Origin of the sequence: Micromonospora palythoicola, assembly GCF_036689795.1 — a bacterium.
Classification (GTDB): domain Bacteria; phylum Actinomycetota; class Actinomycetes; order Mycobacteriales; family Micromonosporaceae; genus Micromonospora; species Micromonospora palythoicola.
This window is the reverse complement of record NZ_JBAGKI010000016.1, coordinates 1-15,811: the sequence shown is the minus strand read 5'-3', so window position 1 is coordinate 15,811 and position 15,811 is coordinate 1. Positions and strand designations below refer to the sequence as shown.

Below are 15,811 nucleotides of genomic sequence, written 5' to 3'. Positions count from 1 at the left end.
GGAGGCACAGTGGAGGTCAAGATCGGCGTGCAGTACGCGCCGCGCGAGCTGGTCCTGGAGAGCGCACAGTCGCCGGCCGAGATCGAGCGGATCGTGACCGACGCCGTCGCCAGGGGCGAGGGCACCCTCTCCCTGACCGACGAGAAGGGGCGGCGGATCATCGTGCCGGTCGGCAAGGTCGCCTACGTCGAGATCGCCGAGGCGTCCCCCCGAGCGGTCGGTTTCACCGTCCGCTGACGTTCCGACGGACCGGCGACAGGATCAGCGGAAGGGGTCCGACCGCCGCACTCCTGTTGCCGGTCTCAGTTGTTGAGCCCGACGGCGACCATCCGTGCCGTGTGCGCGTCGGTCAGCCGCCGGAACAGTTCCGCCACGTCGACCCGACCACCCGCGACGAGCAGCGCGGTGAGGGCCCGGTGGTCGGCGGCGGCGACCCGTCCCGCCTGGGACAGCGCCTCGCCCACCAGGCGGCGGGCCCACATCGACAGTCGGCCCGCCACGGTCGGATCGGCCTCGATGGCGAGCCGGATCTCGGCCGCCGCGAACTCCGCGTACCGCGACTCGTGCAGCACGTCGACGACCAGTTGGCGCTCGGGTTCGGCGAGCGCTGTGGCGATCTCCCGAAGGAAGTCGTCGGTGATGGCGTCACCGACGTACGCCTTGGTGACCGCTTCGGCCCAGTCGCGGGGCTCGGTCGAGTCGTGGTACGCCTGCAGCGGTGTGACGTACGCCGCCATCGCGTCGTCCGGCGGCACGCCGAGCGCGGTGAGTCGGTCGGCCACCCGCCGGTAGTTGGCGATCTCGGCAGCGGCCATCTCACTCAGTGCGGCCCGGCGACGCAGGTCGGGGGCGAGCCGGGCGTCGGCGGCCATCCGGTCGAAGGCGAGCAGTTCGCCGAGGGCCACCAGACCGAGCAGGTCGGTGACGGCGTCGCCGGGCGGGACCGGGGCGTCGCCGGGCGCGGCCGGAACGCCGTGGCCGGGCGGGGTGGGGGCGGACACGTGCGCAGGCTACCGTCCGGCCGGGGGTGCGGCAGACCCGCGCCGAAATCGCCGACCATCCCGGCGATTTGTGATACGGGTCACTTACAAACCTTTGCGCCGTTGCCCGCCCCGTGGAATCGGGACGCTGTTTAACCCGTTCAGGTAGCATGGAGGAGTTGCCGTAGGTGCCGATCCGGCCGGAGTCAACTCCGATCCGGTCGAAGTCCGACCCGCGGCGCGCGTGCGGCCCGGTCCGCTCGGCTTTCTGCCGCCGACCGTGTGGCCCGCGCAATACCGAACGCGCCCTGATGGACATGACGGGGCGCACCCACGAGAGGGCACCCCCAAATCCATATGAGCGAGCCGATTCAAGACATCATCGACGGCCAGGAACTGGCCCCTACCGCCCCGGTCCGACCGGAGGCACCGACCTTCGCCGAGCTCGGCGCGCGCGCCGAGACCGTCGACGCGCTGGCCGCGGCCGGCATCACCCGCGCCTTCGCCATCCAGGAGTACGCGCTGCCGATCGCGTTGCGCGGAGCTGACCTGATCGGGCAGGCACCGACCGGCACCGGCAAGACGCTGGGCTTCGGCGTGCCGTTGCTGGAGCGGGTCTTCGCACCCGACGAGGGTGGCGACGGGCTGCCGCAGGCCCTGGTCGTCGTACCAACCCGCGAGCTGGGCATCCAGGTCGCCAAGGACATCGCCGCCGCCAGCCGCACCCGGGGCGTACGCGTGCTGCCGATCTACGGCGGTGTCGCGTACGAGCCGCAGATCGAGGCGCTGCGCAAGGGTGTCGAGATTCTCGTCGGCACGCCGGGGCGTCTGCTGGACCTCGCCAAGCAGAAGCATCTGCGGCTGCACGGAGTACGCGCGCTGGTGCTGGACGAGGCCGACCGGATGCTCGACCTCGGCTTCCTGGACGACGTCGAGCGGATCCTGGCGATGCTGCCGGAGGACCGGCAGACCATGCTCTTCTCCGCGACCATGCCGGACCCGATCGTGACGCTGTCCCGACGCTTCCTGCGCCACCCGATCACGATCCACGCCGGGCACACCGCCGAGACCGGTCCCTCGCCGCAGACGGAGCAACTCGTCTACCGCACCCACTCGATGAACAAGATCGAGATCGTGGCTCGCATCCTCCAGGCGGAGAGCCGTGGGCTGACCATCATCTTCACCCGCACCAAGCGGGCCGCCGACCGGGTCGCCGAGGACCTGGACTTCCGGGGTTTCGCGGTCGCGGCGGTGCACGGCGACCTCGGGCAGGGCGCGCGCGAACGGGCCCTGCGGGCGTTCCGGGCCGGGAAGATCGACACCCTGGTCGCCACCGACGTGGCGGCCCGGGGCATCGACGTCAGCGGGGTCACCCATGTGATCAACTACGACTGTCCGGAGGACCAGGACACCTACACCCACCGGATCGGCCGGACCGGTCGGGCCGGCGCGAGCGGTGTCGCGGTGACCTTCGTCGACTGGGACGACATGCCCCGCTGGCGGATCATCGACAAGACGCTCGGCCTGGACATGCCCGAGCCGCCGGAGACGTACCACACCTCGCCGCACCTCTACACCGACCTGCACATCTCCACCGAGATCACCGGCACCCTGCCCACCGCGGAACGCACCCGCGCCGGGTTGGCCGCCGAGGTCGAAGAGGACCTGGGTGGTGGCCGTTCCCGGCGGGGCGAGCCACGCGGCGCCCGCCGCCGCGGTCGTGGTGAGAGCGGTCGTGGTGAGAGCGGTCGTGGTGAGAGCGGTCGTGGTGAGAGCGGTCGTGGTGAGAGCGGTCGTGGTGAGAGCGGTCGTGGTGAGAGCGGTCGCGGGCGCGGCGGCAGTGGTCGCCGTGCGGACGGTGCCGACGCCGCGCCGACCGACGCCACCGCCGGTGACGCCGAGGAAGGCACCCGTACCCCGCGACGTCGCCGGCGTCGCCGGGCCGGCGAGGCGGTGGCGGGCACCGAAACCGCCTCGACGACAGTCGACGACGCCCCCGCCGAGGCGGCCACCGGCCGCGACGAGGAGGGCGCCACTGCGGCCACCCCGCGCCCGCGCCGACGCCGCCGACGCCGTGGTGCCGGTGGCGCTGCCGACAGCGGTACGCCGGCCGAGGCGACCACCGACTGACGACGTACCGCCCGAGGCGGCGGAGAGCGGCCAGCGCCGCTGACCGACCCGTCGCCGCCCGGGCGGTACTTGCTGTCCGCTCCCTTTGCTCTGCTTCAACCCACGCACCGGTTACCCGCCGGAACTCGTGCGTCGGTTGAAGCAGAGCTGGCGGGTGGGCGTGGTGGGGGGGTCGTGGGCCGCCTGCCAGCTGACGATGCCGCGATCGTCCCCGGAAGATGGAGCAATGGCCGAACCACTGGACTCCGCCCTGACCGAGGTCCGTTCGATGCTGCTCGGACCGGCCCTCACCCGGGCCGTGGCGGCCGGACGACGGCGCGGCCAGCGTCCCTCGATGGCCCGGGCCGAGCTGCGCCCCGTCGCGCTCAAGGCCGGTCAGCGGCTGCAGATCTCCACCTCCGACGGAGCGCGGCCGCACACCCGGAACCTCAGCTTCGGGCCGGAGGCGGAGGCGGCGGTGGAGGCGCTGCTGGCCGAGCCGTTCGGCAACTGGCATGTGGAGACCACCGACGCCACCCTGCAACTACGGGTGACCAAGTCGGGCGAGGCCCAGGTGCACCGCAGCACGGCGAGCCGGTCGGCCGTCCCGGCCGCCGTCGGACACGACCGGAGCAAGGAGTACCTGCTCGACCCGGGCGATCCGCTCTTCGCCGAGATCGGCGGGTCGGCGGCCAAGCGACGGCAGGTGGACGCGTTCCTCCGGGCGCTGACCGCCACCCTGCCGGACGGACTGGCCGGGCAGTTGGACCGGCCACTTCGGGTGGTGGACCTGGGCTGCGGCAACGCGTACCTGACCTTCGCCGCGTACCGCTACCTGTCCGGCGCGGGGGTCGACGTCGAGCTGGTGGGTGTGGACGTGCGCGACGACCAGCGCCGCCGCAACACCGAGCTGGCAGAGCGGCTGGGCTGGGCCGGCCGGGTGCGGTTCGTCGCCGGCACGATCGCCGACGCCACCGTCGAACCGCCGCCCGACCTGGTGCTCGCGCTGCACGCCTGCGACACCGCCACCGACGAGGCGCTGGCCCGGGCGGTGGGCTGGCGCGCCCGCTGGGTGCTCGCCGCGCCGTGCTGCCACCACGACGTCGCGGCGCAGCTGCGTAACCGGCCGGCCCCGCCGCCGTACGAGCTGCTGACCCGGCAGGGCATCCTGCGGGAGCGGTTCGCGGACGTCCTCACCGACGCGCTGCGTGCCGGCCTGCTGCGCCTGCACGGCTACCGGGCCGAGGTGGTCGAGTTCGTCGACTCCGCGCACACCCCGCGGAACCTGCTCATCCGGGCCCGCCGGACCGGTGCCGACCCGACCGCCGCCCAGCGCGCCGAGTACCGGGACCTCGTCGCCCAGTGGCAGCTCACTCCCCGGTTGGAGACGCTGCTCGCGCAGCTGCCGCCGGCGGTGTGACGGATTCGCCACCCGCCACCGAAATCGTCTGGTCGATCAGTCAATTGCCCGGCAACGTTCCCGTACTACTCTCGAAGAGCGCACCGTGGGGTGCCGGTCGGGAGGGAAGACCCACCGGATGGGTTCGGCAGAGGTTTCGCCGCAGATGGCCTTCGCGCGTTTCGTGCGCCGTGCCATCGACGACGCTCGCGAGGAGCGCGGTTGGACCGTCACCGATCTGGCCGCCCACACCGGGGTCGGTCGCTCGACCGTCTTCCGCTGGCTCGCCGGCGACTGGCAGGACTACCCCGAGCTGGCCAAGGTCCGCAGCTTCTGCGCGGCGCTCGATCTGCCGGTGGCGGCGGCCTTCCGCGCCCTCGGTCTGCCCGACGCGGGCTCCGGGCCGTGGCGGCGTGGCGACGACGGCCCGGTGGAGGCCGACGTGCGGGTGATCCTGCAACGGTTGGCGGATCCGGCGGTGCCGGCGGAGGAGAAGCACCACATCCGCGACCTGCTGCGCTACCTCGCCCGCCGGCCGATCCGCCGGCCCTCGGATCCCACCGCCGCACCGATGCGTCGGACGGCGGGCTGACCCGCCCTACGACACCGATACGGTGAACTCCGCCGTGCGTACCGCTCCCCCGGTCGCGAAGTCCAGGTAGAGCCGGTACCGCCCGGGCGCGGGTGTGGTCAGCCAGAACCGGATCGCGCCGTCGACGAGTTCCGCCTCCGGGTGCACGTGCAGGTAGCCGAGGTCACCCTGGCGCAAGGCGACGAGGTGGCCGTACGCACCGAGGTAGCGCTCCAGCGTCGGGCCCGCGCCGGCCGCCCCGGTGATCCGGAAGTCGACCGGCACGGTGAGCCCCGGTCGCGGAGCGCCCCGGTACTCGACGGTGAACTCGTCGACCCTGGTCGTGGTCGCCGGGCCGGGCAGGTCACGGGGGGCGTAGTCGCCCGGCGCGACCAGGTCCACCCCGAGCGTCGTCGCCGTCTGCCGGCCGTCGTCGGCGACGGCGGTGAAGTCGGCGTACGCGCGCCAGACGCCGGCCGACGGCAGCGTCAGCGGCACCGACCAGGTGCCGTCCACCGCCATCGTCGGGTGCAGGTGCTGGTATCCGGACAGGTCCCGACGGACCACGATCACGTGCATCGGCTTGTCGTGCGCGACAGCGAACCGGGTGACCGCGCGGCGCTGCCCGTCCCGGATCTGGAACCGCAGTTCACCGGCCTGCCCGACGGTGAACTCGTCGGCCAGTGGGGTCAGTGTGTATCCGTCCCGGCTGACCGCCAGACCACCGGCCTCGGCCGCCGCGTCCTGGTCGGCACCGTGCGAGTGCGCGCCGGCACCGGGGGCGTGGGTGTGCTCGGCCAGCGCGCTGCCGGTGTCGCCTGCCGCCGTGGGACCACCGCCACCGTTGATCCGCCCGAGCCCGAATCCGAGCAGCACCGCCAGCACCAGCCCGCCGACCACCAGGGCCAACCGCAGCGTGGCGCGATCCGGCACCGCCGACGCCGGGGCAGGCACCTCGCCGGCCGGAGCCACGCGGGGGTCCCCGCCGGCCGGCGGCGCCACGCCGGGCTCCTGGCCGGCGATGTGTCGCTCGGCGGTGCGCACCGACCCGAGCGCGGGCCCGTCGGGTGCCTGGTCAGCCATGCGCCCACCGTACCGCCGCGCCGATCGGGCACCCGGCGAGCCGACCCGATCGTGGTTCCGGTCGCACCCTCAGGCGGCGAGGGCGAGAGCCAGCGGCAGCACGCCGGCGGCGCCGGCTCGGCGGAGTTCCCGGGCCGCCAAGGTCATGGTCCAGCCGGAGTCGACCAGGTCGTCCACCAGCAGCACCGGGCCGTCCAGGTGGGCGACGGCGGCGGCGAGGTCGGCGGGGACGGTGAGGGTGCCGTGCAGGGCGCGTACCCGCTGCGCGCTGTTGCCACGGGGGCCGTCGGCGGCCACCGACCCGGCGGGGACCACCTGGCCCAGCAGCGGCAGCCGGCCGACGGCGGCGATCCGCTCGGCCAGCGAACCGACGAGCGCCGGGCGGGTCCGGGAGCCCACCGCGACCACCCCGACCGGCCGGTGCGGCCACGGGTCGTCACCGTGCGCCCACGCCTTGAGCACCTCGACGACGGCGGCGGCCACGTCGTCGGGCACCGGGCCGTCCGGCGCGCCCGGCCCGACCAGCCCGCGCAGCCGGCCACCCCAGCCGAGGTCCGACAGCCGGCCGACGGCCCGGCCCGGCAGCGCCTGCTCCGCCGGGGCGATGCGCCCCTTCAGCGGTACGCCCACCGACTCCAGCCCGGTCGGCCAGAGCTTCTTCGGCGCGAGCTGCACGCCGGGGCGGCCGAGGAAGGTCTGCGCGGCGGTCAGCGCGGCCTCCGAAACCTCGGACGCGAGCAGGGGCCCGGCACAGCGGTCGCACCGGCCGCAGTCCACCGCGTCCACGTCGTCGAGGCATTCCCGGAGGTAACGCATCCGGCAGCCGGTCGTCGCCGCGTACTCGACCATGGCCTGTTGTTCGGCGGTACGGGCGGCGGCGACGCGACGCAGCCGGGCTTCGTCGTAGGTCCAGGGCTCGCCGGTGGCGAGCCAGCCGCCGCGTACCCGGCGGACCGCGCCGTCCACGTCGAGCACCTTGAGCATCAGCTCCAGCCGGGCCCGGCGCAGGTCCACCATGGGTTCCAGGGCCTGCGTGGACAGCGGCCGGTCGGTGTGCAGCGCGGCCAGCACCGCGCGGACCTGCTCCTCGGGCGGGAAGGCCAACGAGGCGAAGTACCGCCAGATCGCCGCGTCCTCGGCACCGGGCAGCAGCAGCACCTCGGCGTGTTCGACGGCCCGGCCGGCCCGGCCGACCTGCTGGTAGTACGCGATGGGTGACGGTGGCGCGCCGAGGTGCACGACGAAGCCCAGATCCGGCTTGTCGAAACCCATGCCGAGCGCGCTGGTGGCGACCAGGGCTTTGATCTTGTTGTCCAGCAGGTCCTGCTCGGCGGCCCGGCGGTCGGCGTCCTCGGCCTGCCCGGTGTACGCGGCCACCGCCCAGCCGCGCGAGCGGAGGAACTCGGCGGTCTCGGTCGCCGCGGCCACCGTCAACGTGTAGACGATGCCGGAACCGGGGAGCTGGTCGAGATGGTCGGCGAGCCAACCGAGCCGGTGCGCCGGGCTCGGCAGATCGAGCACGCCCAACCGCAGCGACTCCCGGTCCAGGCTGCCGCGCAGCACCAGGACGTCCGGTCGCGGCCCGGTCGCGGTGCTCGGCTCGGTGCCCAGTTGCTCCGCGACGTCCCGGGTCACCCGGGCGTTGGCGGTGGCGGTCGTCGCCAGTACCGGGGTGCGGTCGGGCAGGTTGCCGAGGAAGGTACGCAGCCGGCGGTAGTCCGGCCGGAAGTCGTGCCCCCAGTCCGACACGCAGTGTGCCTCGTCGACGACCAGCAGACCGGTGGTGGCGGCCAGTTTCGGCAGCACGCCGTCCCGGAAGTCCGGGTTGTTGAGCCGTTCCGGGCTGATCAGCAGCACGTCCACCGTGCCGGCGTGGATCTCGGCGGTGATGGCGTCCCACTCGTCCAGATTCGCCGAGTTGATGGTGCGGGCCCGGATCCCGGCCCGGGCCGCGGCGTCGACCTGGTTACGCATCAGGGCCAGCAGCGGCGACACGATGACCGTCGGGCCGGTGGGTTCGGTCCCGCCGCCCTGACCGTCGCGGTCGCGCAGCAACGCGGTCGCCACGAAGTACACGGCCGACTTGCCCCAGCCGGTGCGCTGCACGCAGAGCACCCGACGCCGGTCCACCACCAGCGCCTCGATCGCCCGCCACTGGTCCTCGCGGAGCCGGGCCCGCGCGCCGGCCAGCCGCCGCAACACCGCCTCGGCCCGCTGCCGCACCGCCGTCCGTTCCTGGCCCATCCGACGTTTCTACCAGCGCCGCCGCGACGGAGCCGGACCGCGGCCGGGAGTGTGTTCTACCATTCCCGTTCGATCCCCGAGAAAGAGACGAGATGACTCAGCGAACCGGCACCACCGCCACGACCCGCCGTCTCGCGGCCGTGGCCGCCGCCCTGATGGCCGCGACCCTGGTTGCCGGCTGCGACGACGAGGCCACCCCGGCAGCGGCTCCCCCACCGCCGGACCCGAAGCAGGAGTTGCTGGCGGCCGTGCCCGGTGAACAGGACCCGGCCTTCCGCTTCACCACCAGCGACTCCTCGGGCGACGTTTCCGGCGTGGTCGATCCGGCGAACCGGGGCATGGACATCGACACCGTCACCAAGGACAAGGACTTCACGCTGGAGATGTCCTTCCGGATGGTCGAGGCACGCACCTGGATGAAGGTGAACTTCAAGGGCGCCAAGGACATCCAGAAGCTGATGAAGCTGCCCACCAAGTGGATGGAGCTGGATCCGGCGAAGATCGACGGGCCGGACTCGCTGCCCACCTACGAGGGCACCGACCCGGGCAACGCCGACGCGATCATCCGTGCGGCCACCGACGTCCAGGCCGGTGAGCCTGGCACGTACACCGGCGTGGTGGACCTGTCCGCCGCGCCGGAGCTGGCGGACGCCCTGGCCGCACTCGGCGACGCCGACGGGCAGCTTCCGCTCAGCGCGGTGGTCGGCGCGGACGGCAACCTGTCCTCGCTGACGCTGGAGATTCCGGCCGCCGGCAAGAAGAAGGCGTCCGAGTACGTGGTCGAGTACTTCGACTTCGGTACGGCGCCAGCGGTCGTCGCGTTCACCGAGGAGCAGGCCCAGCCGGCCCCTTCCGCCGCGTACGACATGCTGAACGACTGACCGGTCAGCGCCCGAGCACCGACCCCCCGTTGACCCCGAGCACCTGGCCGGTGACGTAGCCGGCGGCGGGGCTGGCCAGGTAGCGCACCGACTCGGCGACGTCGTCCGGCACCCCGGCCCGGCCGACCAGGGTGGCGGCCACCCGCTGCGCGTGGCCCTCCGGGGTCATCCGGCCGGCGAAGAACTCGGTCTCGGCCACGTAGCCCGGGCTGACCACGTTGACCGTGACCTGGTCCGGCCCGAGCTGGGCCGCGAGGCTGTACGCCCACCCGTGCAGCGCCGCCTTCGCCGCCGAGTACGCGTCGCCACCGCCGCGCTGCGCGGCGATGGAGCTGATCAGGATCACCCGCCCGCCGGGCCGGCGCAGGGCCGGTCGCAGCGCCTCGGTGAGCAGCACCGCGGTGAGCACGTTGGTGTCCAGGGTCGCCCGCCAGTTCGCGGCGATCCCGGCGAGCGTGGCGTTGTCCGCGCTGTGGTAGCCGCCGGCGTTGTTCACCAGCACGTCGACCGGCCGACCGTCGACCGCCTCGACCACCTTGACCACCTGGTCGGGGTCGGTGAGGTCGGCCGTGACGGCCCGGACGGCCTCGGGACGGCCGCTCTCGGCCCCGATCCGCTCGACCGTCGTGCTGAGCACCTCCGTGCGCCGACCCACGACCAGCACCGAGCACCCGTCGGCGACGAGCGCCCGCGCCACGGCCGCCCCGATCCCCGTACCACCGCCGCTGACCACGGCCAACCGCTCGCTCATGCCGTCCTCCCCGTCACCGCCTGCCCCGTACGCGACCGTCCGGACCCGCCACCGCTGTGCCGTAGCGCGAGGGTGGCCGCCCGGAGGCCGGGCCGGCCCGGACCACAGTGCTGGTCCGGGCCACCGATCATGAGGTTAGCGGGACGACACGCCGTTGTGCCGCCCCGCCAATCTCTGATCAACCCCGGCTTCGGGTGCCGGGGCGCAGGGAGTCGCGGAGCAGGGCCAGCCGAGGAGCGAGGCTGGCCAGGCCGCCAGGGAAGAAGTAGACGGCCAGGATGAAGACCGTGCCGAGCACGAACAGCGGCTGGGACAGCGGCCGGCTGAGGAACGCCGGCAGCGCGTTCACCGCGTCGGAGGTGCCGAACGACACCAGTCGGTGGTCGAGGTACATGTAGAGGATGCCGCCCAGCACCGGGCCCCACCGGGTACCCGGTCCGCCGAGGACCACCATCACCAGCAGCGACAGGGTCAGTTCGCTGCTGGTGATGTGCGGCGAGGCACCGCCGACGATCAGGCAGTAGACCACCCCGCCCGCCGCCGCGAGACCACCGGCCAGGGTGAAGGCGACCAGCTTGAACCGGTACGGATCCAGCCCGAGCACGCCGATGCGACGCTCGTCGTCGCGCAGCCCGGCCAGCACCCGCCCGGTCGGCGAGCCACTGACCCGGTGCACCACGAGGACCACCACCACGAGATACGCCAGCGCCAACCAGTACAGGTTCACCGTGTTGGTGACCCCGACCAGCCCGTCCGGCAGCCCGCTGACGTCCAGCGGCAGCCCCTCCTCACCGCCGGTGAGCCCACCGAAGTCCCGGGCCACCAGGATCGCGCCGACCTGCGCGAAGGCCAGCGTCACCATGGCGAAGGCGATACCGACCGTACGCAGCGCCACCGCACCGAGCAGGCCGGCGAGGATGGTGCCGCCGACGATGGCCAGCGGCGCGGCCTGCCACAGCGGCAGCCCGACCCGGGTGATCAGGATGTCGGTGCCGTAGACACCGGCGGCGAAGTAGAGGGCGTGGCCGAAGGAGAGCATTCCGGTACGCCCGAACAGCAGGTCGTACCCGGCCGCCAACCCGCCGAAGACCAGACACACGGCGAGCAGTTGCAGGGTGCCCGGCGAGTTCAGCGCGCCCTCGAAGATGCCCGGCAGGTGCAGCGTCGAGTACGGCAGGATCAGCGCCACCGCCAGCGCGACCAGCGGCAGGAACGGCCGGAGTCGGCTCCAGCGGCCCGGTTGCTCGGTCAGCTCGTCGGGCACCGCCGCCGGCGGCGCGGGAACCTCGGGACTCTTGACCTCGGTCATGCCGTAACCGCCTTCCCGGCGATGCCCTGCGGGCGCAGCAGCAGCACCACGGCCAGCAGCGCCACCACGCAGATGTCACCCAGCCCGGAGGTGCCGTAGTAGTTGACGAACTGTTGCAGCAGCCCGACCGCGACCGCCGCGTACGCGGACCCGACCACCGAGCCCATGCCGCCGATGACCACCACGATGAACGCGAAGATCAGCAACGAGCCGCCCTGCTGCGGCGAGACGGTGCCGAAGTAGACGCTGCCCAGCGCCCCGGCCAGCGCCGCCGCCGCCCCGCCGATGGCGAAGACCAGGGTGAACGCCTTGCGCACGTCGATGCCCAGCGCGGTCACCATCTCCCGGTTCTCCACCCCGGCCCGGATGATCAGGCCGTAGCGGGTCCAGCGGAGGAAGGCGAGGATCGCACCGAGCACCAGCGCCGCGGCCACGATGAGCAGCAGCCCGCCGTTGGGCACCTGCGCGCCGAAGATCGGGGTGACCTCGCGGGTCCACGCCGGGCGCGGGAACGGTCGGGCGTCCGCACCCCAGGTGGCCTGCAACAACGCCACACCGGCCAGCGAGAGGCCGACGGTGACCAGCACCTGCTCGATGGTGCGCGAGTAGAGCGGTCGGATCAGCACCAGCTCGACGAGCACCGCCATCAGCGTTCCGGCGGCCACCCCGAAGGCGACCGCGACCACGAACCCGAGCCCGTCGGGTCCGGCGCCCGGCAGGTTCCCCGCCGCCCACCAGGTGGCGTACGCGCCGACGCCGAGGAAGAGCCCGTGCGCGAAGTTGAGCACGTCGGCCAGGCCGAAGACCAGCGACAGTCCGGAGGCGACCAGGAAGTAGAGCGCGGCCAGGCCGAGACCGGTGAGCGTCAACAGAATGATCGCGTCCATCAGCTACCGTCCTCCGGGGCCGCCGCGGCAGCGGCCGGGTGATCGGCGGTCGCCGCCCCGGCGTGCTGGTGGCTCTCTGCCGAGCCGACGCCGAGCAGGGAGCGGGTCAACGCGGTCTCCAGCAACAACTCCTGGGCGTCGCCGGTCCAGGCGACCCGCCCGGCGGCGAGCACCACCGCGTCGCGGGCCAACCGCCGGACCACCGCCAGGTTCTGCTCGACCAGCAGCACCGGCACGGACTCCGCGACCCGTTCCAGCACCTCGGCCACCTCGGTCACCACCTTCGGCGCCAACCCCTTGGTCGGCTCGTCGACGAGCAGCAGCCGGTTGTCGTTGAGCAGCACCCGGCCGATGGCGAGCATCTGCTGCTGCCCCCCGGAGAGCGAGCCGGCCCGCTGCCGGGAACGCCGGTCCAGCTCGGGGAAGAGGGCGAACACCCGGTCGTACGCCGGGCGGGTGCCGCGCCGCTCGGCGAGCCGCAGGTTCTCCGCGACGGTGAGCCCGGCGAAGACGCAGCGGTCCTCCGGCACGTAGCCGAGCCCGCCGCGGACCAGGCGGTGCGTCCGCTGCGACAGCAGGCTCTGCGCGCCCATCCGGACCGTGCCGCGCACCTCCCCGTTGCGTGGGGTCAACCCCACGACGGCGCGCAGCGTGGTGGTCTTGCCGACCCCGTTGCGGCCGAGCAGCACGGTGACCCCGGTCGGCGCGACCGTGAACGACACGCCCTGGAGGATGTGCAGCCCGGCGATCCGGACCGACAGGTTCTCCACGGTCAATACGGGTTCGCTCACAGCGACTCCCCGAGGTAGGCCTCTTGTACTGTCGGGTTGGCCATCACCGTCTCCGGCGTGTCGCAGGCCAGCAGCGCGCCGTGGTGCATCACGGCGATCCGGTCGGCCAGTTCGAGGATCACGTCCATGTGGTGCTCCACCATCAGCACCGCCCGGCCGCTGTCACCGGTCAACGAACGGATCACCTGGACCAGTTCCGGCACGTCCTCGGCGCTGACCCCGGCCATCGGCTCGTCGAGCAGCATCACCCGTGGCTCACCGGCCAGCAGCAGTGCGATCTCCAGCTTCCGCTTCTCACCGTGGGCGAGGGTGCCGGCCAGCGCCGTACCCCGGTGGGCCAGGCCGACCCGGTCGAGCGCCGCGTCGGCGGCGGCGGCGACCCCCCGGTCGGCCGCCGCCCGCCGCCACAACTTGAGCGAACCCCCGCGGTGTGCCTGCACGGCGAGCCGGACGTTCTCCCGCACGCTCAGCGAGCCGAACACCGAGGACGCCTGGAAGGTACGGCCCAGCCCCAGTCGGGCCCGCCGGTACGGCGGCAGGTCGGAGATGTCCCTGCCGTCCAGGGTCACCCGGCCTTCGGTGGCCCGGCGCAGGCCGGTGATCAGGTTGAACAGTGAGGTCTTGCCGGCACCGTTCGGGCCGATGACGCCGAGGAACTCCCCGGGTGCCAGGTCCAGGTAGACGGAGTCGACGATGGACACCTCACCGATCCGCCAGGTCAGACCGCGGGTGGTGAGCATCTGCGCCTCAGCCCTTCATCGCCTGGACCGGCGGTGCGGTCTCGTCGGCGGTGAGCGCCTTCTGCGCGGTCGCGGTGAAGGTGTCGCCGCTGCCGGTCAGGCTCGCCTGGTACATCGGCTGGAGCAGCGCGTGGTCCTCGGCGCGGATGGTCATGCTGCCCTTCACGCTCTCGAAGCTCCAGCCCTCCAACGCGGTGACCATCTTCTCGACGTCGTCGCCACCCTCGGCCACGGCGCGGACCACCATCTGGGCGGCGGCGAAGCCGTCCGGGTGGAACAGGTCGAGCGTGCCGCCGGGGACCTTCGCCTTGGCGGCCTTGGCCGCCTCGGTGTCGCTGGCGCCGTCGAAGTAGTGCGACAGGAAGGAGATCTTGCTGCCGGCGGCACCGAAGGTCGGCCACGAGGCGCGGATGTCGAGGCCGGTGACGACCGTGGTCGAGGTCAGCACGCCCTGCTGGTCCAGCGTCTGCCACATGGCCGGGGCGGTGGTGCCGGCCCAGGCGACGAAGAGCAGGTCCGGCTTGGCGGACTTGATCTGGCTGGCGAACGGGGTGAACTCGGTCGCGCTGGCCGGCGCCCGGACGGCGCTGACGCTCGCGCCGGCTCCGCCGATGACGGCCTTGACCGCGGCCTCGTTGGCGTCGCCGAAGGCACCGTCCTGGGCGAACACCACGACCTTCTTGCCGGCCGGGTCACCGATGAACGACTTCGCGGTCACCACGTCCTGGTACGACTGGCGACCGGAGCGGAACGTGTACTTGTTGGCGCCGGTCACCGCGTCGGTGGCGGCCGGGCCGGAGATGAACAGCACCTTGTTCTGCGCGGCGATCGGGGCCACCTGGAGCGCCACGCCCGACGCCGTCGATCCGGCGATGATCTTGTTGCCCTTGCCGATCAGGTCCTTGGCCGCGGAGACCGCCTTCGCCGGGTCACCCGCGTCGTCGACCTCGGTGATCTCGATCGCCCGGTCACCGACCTTGTTGGTGCCGTTGGTGGCGAAGTCCAGGCCGGCCCTGAACCCCTCGATGTACTGCTTTCCGTAACTGGCCAGCGCTCCCGACTGGGAGTAGACCAGACCAACCTTCACCGGCGCGGCGCTGTCGCCGCCACCGTTGGCGGTGTCCTGGGGGCTGCCACAGGCCGTGGCGGCGATCGCCGCGGCCATCATCGTGGCGGCGGAGAGGAACACCCGCCGTGTCGTCCGGACCGTCATTGCGACTCCACGTGAGGACTCAGAGGGAGGAAACCTTATGTGTCGGCTCACGCTAGAAGTGACGTCACCCACGGGCCATGTGGTCGAAACACACAAGTAACAGGGTTGGGGTGGGCTCGGATTACAGGATCAGTGACCCCGTGCTGGCGGCCTGACGAGGCGACAGGGGCTCTCTCCCTGACGATGTGTCGCCCACCCCCACGCTCGGGTCGGCCAGGCGGGACCGATTTCCGGGCCCGCTCAGCGCGGGCGGCAGGCCGGCATGATCGGAGACGCCGAACCAACCGGAGTCACCACATGCCTACCGCACCCGAGTCGTCGGCCGCACAGCGCCCGACCCGGACCGTCGTACACCGGTTGCGGCATGTCGGGGTATCCCTCCCGCTCGACGGCGCGAGTTGCGGCATCCTGTGCACGACGGACCCCGGCGGGTAGGTCTGCGGCAGCACTCGCCTACTCGGATGACAACAGCCGAGCGCGCCGTTCCCGCCTGCGCATGGTGAAGATGCTCGCGGGCCCGTTCGAGATCTCCGAATTTGCGGTAGCACTCACAGCGGTCGAGGCGCAACGACGGATACAGACTCGCCACCGACATCATCGGCACCCCCGGCAACGGTGGTGGTCGCCGGAGGCAGGCAGCAACATCCCCGAAGGTGCAGGGTCACCAGCGCCCGAGGCAGCAGTATCCCCGAAGTTGCGGGCTAGACCGGGGGTGGGGTGGGGTGGGGCGGGGTGGGGCGGGCGCCCCCCCCCGGGGGGGGGGGGGGGGGCCGCGGGGGGGGGGGGGGGGGGGGGGGGGGGGGGGGGGGGGGGGGGGGGGGGGGCCGGCCGCCCGGGGGGGGGGGGGGGGGGG

General features: G+C 72.9%; 14 protein-coding genes. 5 read left to right on the top strand and 9 right to left on the bottom strand.

What is annotated here, in order from left to right:
* The first annotated feature begins 9 nt into the window (after positions 1–9).
* Entirely contained in the window at positions 10–237 is a 228-nt protein-coding gene (locus V5O40_RS09785; RefSeq protein WP_099849490.1) for a DUF3107 domain-containing protein, read from the top strand.
* 65 nt (positions 238–302) lie between these two features.
* Here the strand turns inward: V5O40_RS09785 and V5O40_RS09780 are convergent, their stop codons facing one another.
* On the bottom strand, positions 303–1,001 hold the full coding sequence (locus V5O40_RS09780) for a ferritin-like fold-containing protein (protein WP_332905179.1): 699 nt from the start codon (positions 999–1,001) through the stop codon (positions 303–305).
* A gap of 336 nt (positions 1,002–1,337) precedes the next feature.
* Here V5O40_RS09780 and V5O40_RS09775 point away from each other — a divergent pair, with 336 nt between their 5' ends.
* The 3 genes from V5O40_RS09775 (at position 1,338) to V5O40_RS09765 (ending at position 5,080) form a co-directional block, all read left to right on the top strand.
* Positions 1,338–3,110 (top strand): DEAD/DEAH box helicase, encoded by a 1,773-nt coding sequence (locus V5O40_RS09775; protein WP_332905178.1) that lies wholly within the window; start codon positions 1,338–1,340, stop codon positions 3,108–3,110.
* A gap of 226 nt (positions 3,111–3,336) precedes the next feature.
* A complete protein-coding gene (locus tag V5O40_RS09770; protein WP_332905177.1) occupies positions 3,337–4,509 on the top strand; it encodes a class I SAM-dependent methyltransferase in 1,173 nt (390 codons plus the stop codon).
* A gap of 118 nt (positions 4,510–4,627) precedes the next feature.
* A complete protein-coding gene (locus V5O40_RS09765) occupies positions 4,628–5,080 on the top strand; it encodes a helix-turn-helix domain-containing protein (protein ID WP_269738352.1) in 453 nt (150 codons plus the stop codon).
* A gap of 6 nt (positions 5,081–5,086) precedes the next feature.
* Here V5O40_RS09765 and V5O40_RS09760 read toward each other — a convergent pair whose 3' ends face one another.
* A complete protein-coding gene (locus V5O40_RS09760) occupies positions 5,087–6,142 on the bottom strand; it encodes a hypothetical protein (RefSeq protein ID WP_332905176.1) in 1,056 nt (351 codons plus the stop codon).
* A gap of 69 nt (positions 6,143–6,211) precedes the next feature.
* Positions 6,212–8,386, bottom strand: coding sequence for a RecQ family ATP-dependent DNA helicase (locus tag V5O40_RS09755; protein ID WP_332905175.1), 2,175 nt, complete (start codon positions 8,384–8,386; stop codon positions 6,212–6,214).
* A gap of 92 nt (positions 8,387–8,478) precedes the next feature.
* On the opposite strand from V5O40_RS09755, the gene V5O40_RS09750 reads away from it, so the two are divergent.
* Positions 8,479–9,267, top strand: coding sequence for a hypothetical protein (locus tag V5O40_RS09750; protein WP_332905174.1), 789 nt, complete (start codon positions 8,479–8,481; stop codon positions 9,265–9,267).
* A gap of 4 nt (positions 9,268–9,271) precedes the next feature.
* Here the strand turns inward: V5O40_RS09750 and V5O40_RS09745 are convergent, their stop codons facing one another.
* The 6 genes from V5O40_RS09745 to V5O40_RS09720 form a co-directional block, all read right to left on the bottom strand.
* A complete protein-coding gene (locus V5O40_RS09745; protein ID WP_332905173.1) occupies positions 9,272–10,018 on the bottom strand; it encodes an SDR family NAD(P)-dependent oxidoreductase in 747 nt (248 codons plus the stop codon).
* A gap of 178 nt (positions 10,019–10,196) precedes the next feature.
* Positions 10,197–11,327, bottom strand: a complete 1,131-nt coding sequence (locus tag V5O40_RS09740; protein ID WP_332905172.1) for a branched-chain amino acid ABC transporter permease — start codon at positions 11,325–11,327, stop codon at positions 10,197–10,199.
* Positions 11,324–12,214, bottom strand: coding sequence for a branched-chain amino acid ABC transporter permease (locus tag V5O40_RS09735; RefSeq protein ID WP_332905171.1), 891 nt, complete (start codon positions 12,212–12,214; stop codon positions 11,324–11,326). The genes V5O40_RS09740 and V5O40_RS09735 overlap by 4 nt, the downstream gene beginning before the upstream one ends.
* Positions 12,214–13,005 (bottom strand): ABC transporter ATP-binding protein, encoded by a 792-nt coding sequence (locus V5O40_RS09730; protein ID WP_332905170.1) that lies wholly within the window; start codon positions 13,003–13,005, stop codon positions 12,214–12,216. The genes V5O40_RS09735 and V5O40_RS09730 overlap by 1 nt, the downstream gene beginning before the upstream one ends.
* On the bottom strand, positions 13,002–13,745 hold the full coding sequence (locus V5O40_RS09725; protein ID WP_332905169.1) for an ABC transporter ATP-binding protein: 744 nt from the start codon (positions 13,743–13,745) through the stop codon (positions 13,002–13,004). The genes V5O40_RS09730 and V5O40_RS09725 overlap by 4 nt, the downstream gene beginning before the upstream one ends.
* Before the next feature lie 7 nt (positions 13,746–13,752).
* A complete protein-coding gene (locus tag V5O40_RS09720) occupies positions 13,753–14,958 on the bottom strand; it encodes a substrate-binding domain-containing protein (RefSeq protein WP_269738360.1) in 1,206 nt (401 codons plus the stop codon).
* Between the last annotated feature and the right edge of the window lie 853 nt (positions 14,959–15,811).